Source organism: Streptomyces sp. NPDC001668 (assembly GCF_042893155.1).
GTDB lineage: Bacteria > Actinomycetota > Actinomycetes > Streptomycetales > Streptomycetaceae > Streptomyces.
The window spans coordinates 327,202-340,775 of the sequence record NZ_JBIAUQ010000004.1; the positions used below are offsets into that span (position 1 = coordinate 327,202).

Sequence of the window (13,574 nt, forward strand, 5' to 3'; positions counted from 1 at the left end):
GTCCATCAGGGAAGTCAGCAATGAGTCAGTGTGAGCCCTGGAACACCCGGGGACCGCTGACCGAAAATGCGAATAGTTGTACCCTCCGGCGAAACGCCCTTGACCTGCAAAGAGCGGGCAGGGAGCCGACAAACCAGGAGTTTCCTCATGCTTCGGACCATGTTCAAGTCCAAGATCCACCGAGCCACCGTCACCCAGGCCGACCTGCACTACGTGGGATCGGTGACCATCGACGCGGATCTTCTCGACGCCGCCGACCTGCTGCCCGGTGAGCTCGTCCACATCGTCGACATCACCAACGGCGCCCGGCTGGAGACGTACGTCATCGAGGGCGAGCGCGGTTCGGGGGTGATCGGGATCAACGGTGCCGCCGCCCATCTCGTCCACCCCGGAGATCTGGTGATCATCATCAGTTACGCTCAGGTGACCGACGCCGAGGCGCGGGCGCTCGAACCCCGGGTCGTGCACGTGGACCTCGACAACCGCATTCTCGCCCTGGGGGCCGATCCGTCCGAGCCGGTGCCGGGTTCCGACCAGGAGCGCAGCCCGCAGGCGGTACCGGCCTGACCCTGCCGCCCGACGATATTCGGACCAGGAGCGTGCCCATGAGCGACATAGAGATCCGCGACGACCGACAGGCGGGGCGCCTGGAGGCGTTCGGTTCCGGGGGAGGCGAAGTCGTCGGCCACATCCAGTACTTCGTCCTCGAAAACCCCGAGCGCGCCCTGGTCCCGGTCCACACCATCGTGGAACCGGCGCACGAGGGGCAGGGCATCGCGGGCTCCCTGGCCCGCGAGCTCTACGGCATCGCGGCCCGCGAGGGCATGGCCGTAGCCCCTCTCTGCCCGTACGTCGTCAAGTGGGCCGAACGCCACCCCGACGAGGCCCCGGCGGCCGCCCCGGAGCTGCTCCGCGCGGCGAAGGAGTGGCTGGCGGCCCACCCCGAGGGCTTCTGAACGGACGCCGTACCGGATCGCCCCGGCCCGCCCCGACTTCCTGACGGGGCGGGCCGTGCGCTGTCCCACGCGGCCCCTTCGTCACGCACACGGGTGACTGGCGGAGGGGGCCACGGGTACGCGGGGGAGTAGTCCAGAGCCGATGTTGACCGACTGGCTGGAGGACCTGATGACCGATCCGTACCCCGACCCCGTCCCGCCGAGCCCCACGCCCGGCCCCGGGCCGGTTCCCACTCCGGGGCCGGCCCCGGAGCCGCCGTCACCCCCGAACCCGACCCCGCCTCCGGGCCCCGGCCCCGGTCCGGGACCCGATCCGGTCCCGCCGGCCCCCGGCCCCGACCCGTCGCCGTCCCCGGTGCCGCCGGGCCCCGAGCCGGTTCCGAATCCGGAGCCGGGGCCGCCGCTCAGTTGACGGCAGGTGACAAAGGGAAGGAGGGCCACCGAGCGGTGGCCCTCCTTCCCTTTGTCAGGGCGACGCTCAGCCCGTCACCTCGGACCGGTCCCCGCCCCACAGCGTGTGGAACGAGCCCTCGCGGTCCGTGCGCCGGTAGGTGTGCGCCCCGAAGAAGTCCCGCTGCCCCTGCGTGAGCGCGGCGGGCAGCCGCTCGGCGCGCAGCGCGTCGTAGTAGGCCAGCGCCGCCGCGAAGCCCGGCGTCGGCACACCCTGCCGGGTCGCCGCGACGATGACCTCGCGCCAGTCGTCCTGCGCGTCGGCGATCTCCTGGGCGAAGGTGTCGTCGGAGAGCAGGCTGGGCAGGTCCGCGCGGGTGTCGTAGGCGGACCGGATGCGGTCCAGGAAGGCCGCGCGGATGATGCAGCCGCCGCGCCAGATCGCGGAGACGGCACCGAGGTCGATGTCCCAGTCGTACTCCTCACGGGCGGCCGCGATCTCGTGGAAGCCCTGCGTGTACGACACGATCTTCGAGGCGTACAGCGCCTGCTCGACGCGGTCCGCGAAGGCACCCGCCTCGGACTCCGACAGCGGGGACGCCTTGGGCCCGGCCAGACCGCGGGACGCCTCCCGCAGCTCCGCGTGGCCCGACAGCGACCGTGCGAACACCGCCTCCGCGATGCCCGAGACCGGGACACCCAGGTCGAGGGCGATCTGCACCGTCCAGCGGCCCGTGCCCTTCTGCTCGGCCTGGTCCACCACCACGTCCACGAACGGCTTGCCCGTGGCCGCGTCCACGTGGGACAGCACCTCGGCCGTGATCTCGATCAGGTACGAGTCCAGGCGGCCGGTGTTCCAGGTGCGGAAGATGTCGGCGATCTGCGCGGGGGAGTACCCGGCCACGTCCCGCAGCAACTGGTACGCCTCGCCGATGAGCTGCATGTCGGCGTACTCGATGCCGTTGTGGACCATCTTCACGAAGTGCCCGGCCCCGTCGGGACCCACGTGGGTCACACAGGGAGCGCCGTCCTTGGCCTTCGCGGAGATCTTCTCCAGCATCGGGCCCAGAGAGTCGTACGACTCCTTCGGGCCGCCCGGCATGATGCTCGGGCCGTTGAGCGCGCCCTCCTCACCGCCGGAGACGCCCATGCCCACGAAGTGGATGCCCTGCTCGCGCAGTTCGCGCTCCCGGCGCCGGGTGTCCGCGAAGTGCGCGTTGCCACCGTCGATGATCATGTCACCGGGCTCCAGGAGCGGCGCGAACTCCTGGATCACCGCGTCGGTCGGCTCACCGGCCTTCACCATGATGACCAGACGGCGCGGCCGCTCCAGGGCCGCCACGAACTCCTTGGCGGTCTCGGCCGCGATGAAGTCGCCCTCGCCCCCGAACTCCTCGACCAGGGCGTGCGTACGCGACGCGGTCCGGTTGTGGAGGGCGACCGTATAGCCGTTGCGGGCGAAGTTACGGGCGAGGTTGCGGCCCATGACCGCGAGGCCCGTGACACCGATCTGCGCTGTGTTGCTCATACCGCCTGCTCCCAAAAGATCCTGTGGATCGCGTAGGTCGTCTCTCGCTGCCGGTCGTGCTTGTCAGTATCGTCCACCGGTCATCCTGGCTTGTCGGGGGGACTCTCCGCACACCAGCAATACGGTTCGGGCGCCTCGTTGCGTTCAGCGGGGAGCGCCGGTTGGGCGCGTGACCCCAAGCGGCTGGTTGCCGTCTTGTCATGGCCTGTTCGTGGCGCTTACTTTTGCCCCTCCTGGCGCAGGACGCATGTCTAGGGGGAGGCCCGTCATGGCCGTACGCGGCCGGCATCGCCGGTATCAGCCGAACAGGATCAACCGCGCCTCGCTCACCGTCACGGCGGGCGGCGTCGGCATCGCGGTCCCGCTCATCGGCACCGGCACCGCCCACGCCGCCGACGTGGACACCTGGAACAAGGTCGCCGCGTGCGAGTCCAGCAACAACTGGAGTGTCAACACCGGAAACGGCTATTACGGCGGGCTCCAGTTCACCCAGTCCACCTGGGAGGCGTACGGCGGCACCCGGTACGCGGCGCGCGCGGATCTGGCCACCAGGGACCAGCAGATCGCCGTGGCCGAGAAGGTGCTGGACGGACAGGGACCCGGCGCCTGGCCGGCGTGCTCGGTGCGGGCCGGGCTGACGCGCGGGGGCTCGACCCCGGACCTCCAGCCCCACACCGAGAAGACGGCCTCCGTGCGGGACGTGCAGCCGCAGACCACCCCGCAGTCGCGGGCCGGGTCCGCCCGGCTGTACACCGTGGTCCGCGGCGACTCGCTGTCCGGGATCGCCGACGCGCACAAGGTCCGGGGCGGCTGGCGGGGGCTGTACGCCGCCAACCGCGAGACCGTCGGGGCCGACCCCGACCTGATCCTGCCCGGACAGCGGCTCAGGCTGCGCGCCACCACCGGCACGACCACCTCCGGCACGACCACCTCCGGCACGACCACCACCACCGAGCACACCTCGACGAAGAACACCTCCTCCGGCACCGAGGAGAGGACCCGCAGGACCGAGAAGACCGAGCGGTCCGCGGAGACGGGCCTCGTCGCCCCCGTGAACGCCTCCCTCGGCACCCCGTACCGCAAGGCGGGCTCCGCCTGGTCGAAGGGCTACCACACCGGCGTCGACTTCCCGGTGCCCACCGGGACGTCCGTGAAGGCGGTCGCGGCCGGGAAGGTCGTCACCTCGGGATGGGGCGGCTCCTTCGGCTACCAGGTGGTGATCCGGCACGCCGACGGCCGCTACACGCAGTACGCCCACCTGTCCGCGATCTCCGTGAAGGCAGGACAGTCGGTGGGCGGCGGGCAGCGCATCGGCCGCTCCGGCACCACCGGCAACAGCTCGGGCCCGCATCTGCACTTCGAGGTGCGGACGGGGCCCGGCTTCGGTTCCGACGTCGACCCGGTGGCGTATCTCCGGGCCGGCGGCATCAGGATTTGACGCGGGTCCGGTGCCGGTCGAGGACCGGCATCGGGATGTACCCGGCGCCGTAGAAGGGGCCGTAGTACGCCGGGGGTTCGTCGCCCGGGCCCGGAAGCCCGGCGGACGGGCCGTCCGACGCCCCCGCCACCGCCTCGGGTGCGGCGGGGGACGGCACGAGCAGTTCCTCACGCAGGGCGGCGACCTTCTCGGCAAGCACCTTCTCGCCAAGCACCTTCTCGACGAGCACCTCCTCGCGCAGGAGCGCGTCGGCCGGCTCCTCGGCGGGCGCCGGCACGAACGGGTCCGCCAGTACCTCCAGGTCCTCGGACGAGGCAGGCACGGGCTGGGACCCGGTGCGCTGGATGCGCTCCGTGGTCAGCAGGATCAGCCCGCCCGCCGCCACCACACCGCAGCTCAGGGCGAGCGCGGTGCCCGTGGTGCCGTAGCGGAAGGTTTCGCCGAACATCGTGATGCCGACCGCCGCCGCCACCACCGGGTTCACGACCGTCAGCGTGGCCAGCGGGGCCGCGAGACCGGCGCCGCGGTAGGAGGCCTGCGACAGCATCAGACCGGCCGTGGCCAGGACGCCGATCGCGGCCAGCGAGGGCAGGTCCGAGGCCGTCACACCGCCGCTCCAGTCGACGGCGACGGTCTTGGTGAACACCGAGGACATACCGAACGCTATGCCGGACGCGGTCGCGAGCAGCACGCTGCGCACCGCCGGGTGCCGGTGCGCGGCCCGCCCCGCGATCATCAGCGCGACCACCGCGGCGGCCGTCACCAGCCCGGCGAACAGCCGCTGGGCCGTGCTCAGCGACTGCGCGTCGGACGCGCCGACCAGGGAGAGCAGACCGGCCAGACCCACCGTGGCCATGATCGCGCCCCGCCAGGCGGTGGCCCCGGCCTTGCGGCCCACGAACAGCGCGGCCATCGGCAGCGCGAACACGATCGTCAGGGCGCCCAGCGGCTGGACCAGGCTGAGGGGGCCGTAGGCGAGCGCCACCACGTGCAGCAGCCCACCGAGGCCGTTCAGCGCGACCGCCGCCCACCAGCTCGGCCGGCGCAGCGGCGCGTACTGCTCGTCCGGGTGCGACACCGCGACCTGCTCCTGCACGATCGCTCCGCCCGCGTAGGCGACGGCGGAGACGAGGGAGAGGAGCACGGACAACGCGAGGGCACTCATGAGCTGCTCCTCTGCGTGAGGCGGGGGCTGGCTGCCCGGCGCGACGAACGGTCGTCTTCCATGCAGAACACGATGCCGGGAAAAGTTCTTCCCGTCGTCGTACCTGAGCAGGCAATGGGTCCTACTGCCGATGGAGTACAAAAGGGTCCGTGTCCTCCCCAAGGCGGGTGACACGGGGTGGAGGCCCCCTGGTGGGTTCCCCTACGGGCCTTGGTACTACTGCTGGTCGTGGACCTCGACCCTGATCTCGCGGCGCTGCGACCGCTCGGCGCCTTCTTCGTACTGCGCACGATCGGCGGCCCTCCCGGGGCATCACGCCCGGCGCTGCCGACCCTCGCACAAGTCTACGAGAACCAGGTGTCGGATGTTTACGGAAATACCCTGACTTTTCGTGTCCAGAAGGTCGCCGCGGCCCTGCGCGCCCCCGAGCCCCGGATCGCGGCCTCGATCGCCCACCAGGGCCTCGCCGCCCGCCTGTGGTCGGTGGCCCTCGGCTGCGCCGTCCGGTACGGGCACATCCCCGACCTGGCCCCGCACCGGCTGCACTGGGACCCTGAGGCGAGCGCCCCCGACGATCTGTGGCTGGACGCGGTGACGCCGCTTCCGGCCGACGCCGGGACGATCGCCCGGGTCGTGCTGCACGGCCATCTCGAGCCCCTGGCGGCGCTGCTGCACACCGAGTACCGGCTGGCCGGCGGACTGCTGTGGGGCAACGCCGGCTCGGCGCTCATGGGAGCCGTCCGTCAACTGGGCCACCCCGACGCCCGCGCCCTCGCGGCGGAACTCCTCGCGCACCCCCTGCTCGCGGGCACCCTCGACAGCACCACGCTCCGCCGCCGCAGCTGCTGTCTGTACTACCGGTTGCCGGGGGGTGGCGTGTGCGGTGACTGTTGTTTCACACGAGCCCCGCGCTCTTCCCCGCGCGGCGCATCTGGGTGACCATGAAAGCCGATCAGTCGTGAGACAGGGGGTACCGGGTGCGTGTGGGCCTGCTGACCCGGGAGTACCCGCCGGACGTGTACGGCGGCGCGGGTGTCCATGTCGAGTTCCTGGCCCGGGAGTTGAGGTCCCTCGTCGACCTGGATGTGCACTGCTGGGGCGAGGGCCGCACCGAGGGCGTCGTCCGGCACCGGCCCTGGTCCGCGCTGGACACCGCCAACGACGCGCTGCGCACCTTCTCCGTGGACCTCTCCATGGCCGCGGGGCTCGAAGGCCGCGAGCTGGTCCACTCCCACACCTGGTACGCCAACCTCGCAGGCCACCTCGGCAAGCTGCTGCACGGCATCCCGCACGTGATGACCGCCCACTCCCTGGAGCCCCTGCGCCCCTGGAAGGCCGAACAGCTCGGCGGCGGCTACGCCCTCTCCAGCTGGGCCGAACGCACCGCGATCGAGTCCGCCGACGCCGTGATCGCCGTCTCCGGGGCGATGCGCGAGGACATCCTCGGCTGCTACCCGGCGCTGGATCCGGCCAAGGTCCACATCGTGCACAACGGCATCGACACCGCCCTGTACCGCCCCGACCACAGCACCGACGTACTGGACCGCGTCGGGCTGGACCGGGACCGGCCGTTCGTGCTGTTCGTCGGCCGCATCACCCGCCAGAAGGGCGTGCCGCACCTGCTGCGGGCGGTCCGGGACATCGACCCGGCCGCGCAGGTCGTGCTGTGCGCGGGCGCCCCGGACACACCCGAGATCGACCAGGAGTTCCGCGAGCTGTTCGAGGAGCTGAGCCGGGTCCGTGAGGGCGTGTTCTGGATCCCGCAGATGCTGCCGCGCCCCGAGGTCATCCAGCTGCTGACCCACGCGGCGGTGTTCGTCTGCCCGTCGGTGTACGAACCCCTCGGTATCGTCAACCTGGAGGCGATGGCCTGCGGCACTCCCGTGGTGGCCTCCCGGGTCGGCGGCATCCCTGAGGTCGTGGACGACGGGAGGACCGGACTGCTGGTGACCGTGGACGACGCGTTCGAAACGGGCCTCGCGCGGGCACTCGACTCCGTGATCGGCGATCCGGCGACGGCACGCCGGATGGGCGAGGCGGGACGGGAGCGCGCGGTGGGCGAGTTCGGCTGGGACGCGGTCGCGCGGCGCACGGTCCGGCTCTACGAGGAGATCCTCAAACAGGCGTAGCGAGCCCCGGGCAAGGGCAAGCATGGGTCACATACCAGGGTGAGGGGAGCGACCATGCGTCGTGGCGGACCTTCGGTGCTCGGCATCGTACTCGCGGGCGGAGAGGGCAAGCGCCTGATGCCCCTGACCACGGACCGCGCCAAACCAGCGGTCACCTTCGGCGGAACGTATCGCCTGGTCGACTTCGTGCTGTCCAACCTCGTCAACGGCGACATCCTGCGCATCTGCGTGCTCACGCAGTACAAGTCGCACTCGCTGGACCGGCACATCACCACCACCTGGCGGATGTCGAGCCTGCTCGGCAACTACATCACTCCGGTGCCCGCCCAGCAGCGCCTCGGCCCGCGCTGGTACCTGGGCAGCGCGGACGCGATCCTGCAGTCCCTGAACCTGATCTACGACGAGCGCCCCGAGTACGTGGCGGTCTTCGGCGCCGATCACGTGTACCGCATGGACCCGCGCCAGATGCTCACGCAGCACATCGAGTCCGGTGCGGGCGTCACGGTGGCCGGGATCCGCGTCCCGCGCTCGGAGTCCCCGTCGTTCGGGGTGATCTCACCGGCCTCGGACGGCCTCACGGTGGAACGCTTCCTGGAGAAGCCCGCCGACCCGCCCGGGCTCGCGGACGACCCGGAGACCGTGTTCGCCTCGATGGGCAACTACATCTTCACCACCAAGGCCCTGATCGAAGCCCTGCAACGGGACTCCGAGGACGAACACTCCGTCCACGACATGGGCGGATCGATCCTCCCGCAGCTCACCGACCGCGGCGAGGCCCAGCTCTACGACTTCAGCGCCAACCACGTCCCCGGCGAGACCACCCGCGACCGCGGCTACTGGCGGGACGTGGGAACCCTGGACGCCTACTACGACGCCCACATGGACCTGATCGCCGAGCGCCCCGCCTTCAACCTCTACAACCGGCAGTGGCCCATCTACACCCACTCCGGCCAGCTCTCCCCGGCCCGCTTCAACGCGGGCGGCATCGCCAGCGAGTCCATCATCAGCGCGGGCTGCCTGATCCGGGGCCAGGTCACGCGGTCCGTGCTGTCGCCGGGCGTCCTGGTCGACCCGGGGGCCGTGGTCCAGGGCTCGGTGCTGCACGACGGCGTCAAGATCGGCCGGGGCGCGGTGGTCCGCGGTGCCGTCCTCGACAAGAATGTCGAGGTCCCGCCGGGCGCCACGATCGGTGTGAACCCGGAGCGGGACGCGGAGCTGTACACGGTGTCCAAGGGCGGGGTGATCGCGCTCGGGAAGGGCCAGCTCGTGTCCTAGGTCCTGTTCTCGGGCCCCCGCAGGGACGCGAAGTTCTTCATGATCACCTCGCTGGTCCGGCGCAGCTCGTCCGAGGGGCTGATCTGCAGGTACTCGCTGCCCGGCTCGGTGTGGATCGGGACATGTCCCGCGGGGGCGTAGAACGCGTCGCCCTCGTGGTACACCTCGTCGTGGTCCGCGTAGTGGAAGGTGAGTTCGCCCCGGAAGACGTAGCCCCAGTGCGGGCACTGGCACCGGTCGTCGGGCAGCCCCTTGAGCAGGGGCCCGTGGTCGATGTCCTCGCGGAACGTCACGAAGTCGACCGTGTAGTCGCCGAACTCCTCGGCGCGGTCGACGACCGCCCCGTAGTCGCCGCCCTGGGTGGCCGTGTCGCGGGAAACCTTCGGCATCTCCGTCGCCTTCTTCCGGCAGGGGAGTGGTTCTCCTTCCCATTGTCCGCGTGCGACGCGCCGACGGCATGCGCGGACGGGACCCACCACGGGTGCTTGTCATGTCCCTGGACGGAAGCCGGAATCCGTGTTGTCATGCCAATTCCTGTCCATGACAACGTTGTTATGGAGGCTTCCATGCACAGCAGGCCCCTCACCCGCCTCAGAAGCCGACTGGCGTTACTGTTCGCCGCCCTCCTCGGCTTCGCCGGCCTGACCGCGGCTCCCGCCCTCGCCGACGACCCGGTCGGGGCCCGCGGTCTCAAGGGCGAGTACTGGACCCAGTCCGCCCCCGGCGCCTTCGACTTCCACGAGCTCAAGGCGACCACCTTCGACCCGAACCTCGACTTCGACACCCTGGAGCCCCGGCTCGCCGCGGCGACCGGCCGCTCGGACGACGTCAGTGTCCGCTGGACCGGAAAGGTCGTACCGGAGAGGTCCGGCCCCCACACCTTCTCGGTCATCGCCGACAACGGCTTCCGCCTGTGGATCGGCGGCCGGCTCCTCATCGACCACTGGGTCGACGACTGGGACCGCGAACAGAGCGCGCAGCCCGTCGAGTTGACCGCGGGGGAGTCCTACGACATCAAGGTCGAGTACTTCGAGCACTACGGCGGCTCCAACCTCCACCTGCGCTGGGTCCAGCCCGGCGGTGCCGAGGAGGCCGTACCGCAGTCGGCGTTCCGGCTCCCCGACGGCTACGACTACGACGGACCGATCGCGACCACCGTCCTCGGTACCGGCCGCACCCTGAAACTCGGCTTCGCCCACCCCCTCGCGGCGCCCCCGGCCGGCCTCACGGGTCACCTCCAGGCGGTGATCGGAGGCGCCAAGTGGCCCTTGAGCGAGGCGAAACAGGATCCGCGAGACCCCCGCGCCCTTCTCGTCACCCTCGCCGAGCCCGTCGTGGGCAACAGGACCGGCACCGCCCGCGGCACCGCCGACCTCCGCTACGACGGCGAGGGCGGACTCGCCGGCGCCGACGGCAACGTTGTCCACTCCTTCTGGAGCAGCGGCCCCAACCACTCGACGTACGAACTGCGGACGCGGTGGGCCGACGAGGTGGGCCCCGGCAACGCCCATCCCGAGTACCCGCGCCCGCAGTTGACCCGCCAGGAGTGGCGCAACCTGAACGGCCGCTGGCAGTTCGCCGCCGCCGAGGCCGGTGAACAGCCGCCCGTGGGCCGGAACCTGGCCGAGCGCATCCTCGTGCCCTACCCCGTGGAGTCCCAGCTCTCCGGGCTCGAACGGCACGAGGACCGCATGTGGTACCGCCGCACCTTCACCGTCCCGGCGGACTGGAACATCGGTGCCGGCAAGCGCCTCCAACTCAACTTCGGCGCGGTCGACTGGCGGTCCGTGGTGTACGTCAACGGCACCAGGGTCGCCGAACACACCGGCGGCTACGACAAGTTCGGCGCCGACATCACCGACGCGCTGAAACCCGGCCGCACCCAGGAACTCATCGTCGGCGTGTACGACCCCACCGACGCGGCCGACGGCGAGAACCCGCCCCTCGGCAAGCAGCGCCTGGACCCGAGCGGCATCTGGTACACCCCGTCCTCCGGCATCTGGCAGACCGTCTGGATGGAACCGGTCGCCCCGGACCACGTCGACTCCCTCAAGCTGACCCCCGACGTGTCGAACAGCCGGCTGACCGTGGCGGCACAGGGCGTCCGCGACGGCGTACCGGTCACGGCGACGGCGTACGACGGGAAGCGGAAGGTCGCCACCGTGCACGGCCGGACCGGCGAACCCCTGACCCTGACCATCGACAACCCGCGCCTGTGGTCGCCCGACGACCCGTTCCTCTACGGCCTGAAGGTGACCGTCGGGGCCGACCGCGTCGGCAGCTACTTCGGGATGCGCTCCATCGCCGTCGAGAAGGTGAACGGCACCCCGCGCACGGTCCTCAACGGGGAGCCGGTCTTCATGATGGCCACCCTCGACCAGGGCTTCTGGCCGGACGGCCTGCACACCGCACCCACCGACGAGGCCCTCGCGTACGACCTGAGGGTGCACAAGCAGCTCGGCTTCAACGCGGTGCGCAAGCACATCAAGGTCGAGCCCGACCGCTGGTTCTACTGGGCCGACCGGCTGGGTCTGATGGTGTGGCAGGACATGCCCGCCATGACCGCCGGGGTGAACCCCGGTCCCGCCGCACGCGCCGAGTACGAGCGCGAGATGAAGCAGATGATCGACGAGCACATCAGCAGTCCCTCGGTCGTCATGTGGGTGACCTTCAACGAGGGCTGGGGCCAGTACGACATCGGCCGGGTGGCCGAGCAGGCCAAGGCCTGGGACCCGACCCGCCTGGTCGACAACCAGTCGGGCCTCAACCTCGGAGCCGACGGCGACGCGGGCGACATCATGGACGAACACGGCTATCCGAGTCCCGCCCTGCCGCCTCACCCGGACGGCAGGCGTGCCCTGGTCAGCGGGGAGTACGGGGGTCTCGGCCTGGCGGTGCCCGGACACGCGTGGCCGGTGCAGCAGTCGTACGTCGACGTCGATCCGGCGACCTACACCGACGACTACCTGGCCAAGCTCGACGAGGTGCGGTCGTTGGTGTGCAGGGGGAGCAACGGGGCCGTCTACACGCAGATCTCGGACGTGGAGGGGGAGCTGAACGGGCTGCTCACGTACGACCGCGAGGTCCTGAAGCCGGACTCCGGACGGGTGAAGGCCGCGCATCTGGCCCTGATCCGGGACGCCTCCCGGGCGACTCCGACGGGGTGCGCGACGACCGGTGACTGACCGGCGACCGACCGACGAGTGAGCACTTCCGCACCATGTGTCCCGCCCCTTTCACGAGGGGCGGGACTTAATCTGATGTTAACTGTGCGTAGCTTGATCGTACTTGACCGTAATCGCCGGAGGGCGATTGACTGCTGGCCCACCCGTTGTCGACGCGAGGCAAGCCATTGACTTCTGACCTGCTGGCCCCTCTCGACCTGGCGTTCTGGAACATGGAATCCGCCGAGCACCCGATGCACCTGGGAGCGCTCGGCGTCTTCACGGCGCACTCGCCCACCGCGGGCGCCCACGCGGCCGACCTGCTCGCGGGCCGGGCGGCCGCCGTACCCGGACTGCGGATGCGGATCCGGGACGTGTGGCCGCTCGGCTTCCCGTTCGCCTTCGGGGGAGCCGCCCGCGTCCCCGATCCCGACTTCGACCCGCTCCGGCACGTCCTGCTGCACGCGCCGACCGCGGACTTCCACGCCGAGGCCGGCCGGCTCATGCAGCGGCCGCTGGACCGCGACCGGCCGCCGTGGGAGGCGCATGTGCTGCCGGGGGAGGACGGCGTCTCCTTCGCCGTGCTCTTCAAGTTCCACCACGCCCTGGCCGACGGACTGCGGGCGCTGACGCTCGCCGCCGCCATCCTGGACCCGATGGACCTGCCGGCGCGCGGGCCGCGCCCCGAGGAGCCCGCGAAGGGCTTGCTCCCGGACGTGCGCAAGCTGCCCGAGCTCGTCCGGGGCGCCGTCTCCGACCTGGGCCGCGCCCTCGACATCGGCGCCTCCGTCGCCCTGTCCTCCGTGGGCGTGCGCTCCTCGGCCGCCCTCACCGCCGAGCCGAGCGGCACCCGCCGTACCGCCGGAGTCGTCGTCGACCTCGACGACGTCCACCGCGTCCGCAAGAGCCGGGGCGGCACCGTCAACGACGTCCTGATCGCCGTCGTCGCGGGCGCCCTGCGCCGCTGGCTGGACGAGCGCGGCGACGGCAGCGAGGGGGTGACGCCCCGCGCCCTCATCCCGGTCTCCCGGCGCCGTCCCCGCACCGCACACCCCCAGGGCAACCGGCTCTCCGGGTACCTGGTGCGGCTGCCGGTCGACGACCCCGACCCGCTGGGCCGGCTGGACACGGTCCGTACGGCCATGGACCGCAAGAAGGACGCCGGCCCCCACCGCGGCGCGGGCGCCGTCGCCCTGCTCGCCGACCACGTCCCGGCCCTCGGCCACCGCCTCGGCGGGCCCCTGGCGGGTCAGGGCGCCCGGTTCTGGTTCGACCTCCTCGTCACCAGCGTCCCCCTGCCCGGCATCGGCCTGAAGCTCGGCGGCAACCCGGTCACCGAGGTCTACCCCTTCGCCCCGCTGGCCCGCGGCCAGTCCCTCGCGGTGGCCATCTCGACGTACCGGGGACAGGTCCACTACGGCCTGGTCGCCGACGCGGAAGCGGTGCCTGACCTGGATCGCTTCGCCGCGGCGCTGTCGGAGGAGGTGAAGGAGCTGCTGGCCGCCTGCGGGGCTTGATCGTCTCCGGAT

General features: G+C 71.2%; 11 protein-coding genes. 8 read left to right on the forward strand and 3 right to left on the reverse strand.

All coding sequences use genetic code 11. From position 1 onward, the window contains the following. Positions 1–147: 147 nt before the first annotated feature. Entirely contained in the window at positions 148–567 is a 420-nt protein-coding gene (gene panD / locus ACFYZ8_RS14780) for an aspartate 1-decarboxylase (protein WP_388532660.1), read from the forward strand. Positions 568–605: 38 nt separating this feature from the next. Continuing rightward, a complete protein-coding gene (locus ACFYZ8_RS14785) occupies positions 606–956 on the forward strand; it encodes a GNAT family N-acetyltransferase (RefSeq protein ID WP_359031111.1) in 351 nt (116 codons plus the stop codon). 478 nt (positions 957–1,434) lie between these two features. Here ACFYZ8_RS14785 and gndA read toward each other — a convergent pair whose 3' ends face one another. Further along, complete coding sequence (gndA, locus tag ACFYZ8_RS14790) at positions 1,435–2,874, reverse strand: NADP-dependent phosphogluconate dehydrogenase (RefSeq protein WP_388532662.1); 1,440 nt, start codon at positions 2,872–2,874, stop codon at positions 1,435–1,437. Positions 2,875–3,142: 268 nt separating this feature from the next. Between gndA and ACFYZ8_RS14795 the strand changes: the two genes are divergently transcribed. Then, the gene (locus ACFYZ8_RS14795) at positions 3,143–4,312 is read left to right on the forward strand and encodes a transglycosylase family protein (protein ID WP_388532664.1); all 1,170 of its coding nucleotides are present in this window, start codon (positions 3,143–3,145) and stop codon (positions 4,310–4,312) included. Here the strand turns inward: ACFYZ8_RS14795 and ACFYZ8_RS14800 are convergent. Further along, positions 4,302–5,477 (reverse strand): DMT family transporter, encoded by a 1,176-nt coding sequence (locus ACFYZ8_RS14800; protein ID WP_388532666.1) that lies wholly within the window; start codon positions 5,475–5,477, stop codon positions 4,302–4,304. The genes ACFYZ8_RS14795 and ACFYZ8_RS14800 overlap by 11 nt on opposite strands. 210 nt (positions 5,478–5,687) lie before the next feature. Between ACFYZ8_RS14800 and ACFYZ8_RS14805 the strand changes: the two genes are divergently transcribed. The 3 genes from ACFYZ8_RS14805 to glgC are packed head-to-tail and all read left to right on the forward strand — an operon-like array spanning position 5,688 to position 8,881. After that, the gene (locus tag ACFYZ8_RS14805) at positions 5,688–6,416 is read left to right on the forward strand and encodes a (2Fe-2S)-binding protein (RefSeq protein ID WP_388532668.1); all 729 of its coding nucleotides are present in this window, start codon (positions 5,688–5,690) and stop codon (positions 6,414–6,416) included. Between the two features lie 38 nt (positions 6,417–6,454). Beyond that, complete coding sequence (gene glgA / locus ACFYZ8_RS14810; protein WP_388532669.1) at positions 6,455–7,606, forward strand: glycogen synthase; 1,152 nt, start codon at positions 6,455–6,457, stop codon at positions 7,604–7,606. Between the two features lie 54 nt (positions 7,607–7,660). Beyond that, the gene (gene glgC, locus ACFYZ8_RS14815; protein ID WP_359031119.1) at positions 7,661–8,881 is read left to right on the forward strand and encodes a glucose-1-phosphate adenylyltransferase; all 1,221 of its coding nucleotides are present in this window, start codon (positions 7,661–7,663) and stop codon (positions 8,879–8,881) included. Here glgC and ACFYZ8_RS14820 read toward each other — a convergent pair. Beyond that, positions 8,878–9,270: a hypothetical protein gene (locus ACFYZ8_RS14820; RefSeq protein WP_359031120.1), complete on the reverse strand. Its 393-nt coding sequence runs from the start codon at positions 9,268–9,270 to the stop codon at positions 8,878–8,880. The two genes, glgC and ACFYZ8_RS14820, sit on opposite strands and share 4 nt — an antisense overlap. A 177-nt stretch (positions 9,271–9,447) precedes the next feature. On the opposite strand from ACFYZ8_RS14820, the gene ACFYZ8_RS14825 reads away from it, so the two are divergent. After that, entirely contained in the window at positions 9,448–12,066 is a 2,619-nt protein-coding gene (locus ACFYZ8_RS14825; protein WP_388532671.1) for a PA14 domain-containing protein, read from the forward strand. 167 nt (positions 12,067–12,233) lie between these two features. After that, positions 12,234–13,562 carry a wax ester/triacylglycerol synthase family O-acyltransferase gene (locus tag ACFYZ8_RS14830; protein ID WP_359031122.1) on the forward strand — a complete coding sequence of 443 codons (1,329 nt, stop codon included), beginning with the start codon at positions 12,234–12,236 and terminating at the stop codon, positions 13,560–13,562. The last annotated feature ends 12 nt before the right edge of the window (positions 13,563–13,574 follow it).

Excerpts from the sequence above, each read along its gene's own strand:
- panD (WP_388532660.1), top strand. The coding sequence starts at position 148 with ATGCTTCGGACCATGTTCAAGTCCAAGATCCACCGAGCCACCGTCACC.
- ACFYZ8_RS14785 (WP_359031111.1), top strand. The coding sequence starts at position 606 with ATGAGCGACATAGAGATCCGCGACGACCGACAGGCGGGGCGCCTGGAG.
- gndA (WP_388532662.1), bottom strand. The coding sequence starts at position 2,874 with ATGAGCAACACAGCGCAGATCGGTGTCACGGGCCTCGCGGTCATGGGC.
- ACFYZ8_RS14795 (WP_388532664.1), top strand. The coding sequence starts at position 3,143 with ATGGCCGTACGCGGCCGGCATCGCCGGTATCAGCCGAACAGGATCAAC.
- ACFYZ8_RS14800 (WP_388532666.1), bottom strand. The coding sequence starts at position 5,477 with ATGAGTGCCCTCGCGTTGTCCGTGCTCCTCTCCCTCGTCTCCGCCGTC.
- glgC (WP_359031119.1), top strand. The coding sequence starts at position 7,661 with ATGCGTCGTGGCGGACCTTCGGTGCTCGGCATCGTACTCGCGGGCGGA.
- ACFYZ8_RS14820 (WP_359031120.1), bottom strand. The coding sequence starts at position 9,270 with ATGCCGAAGGTTTCCCGCGACACGGCCACCCAGGGCGGCGACTACGGG.
- ACFYZ8_RS14825 (WP_388532671.1), top strand. The coding sequence starts at position 9,448 with ATGCACAGCAGGCCCCTCACCCGCCTCAGAAGCCGACTGGCGTTACTG.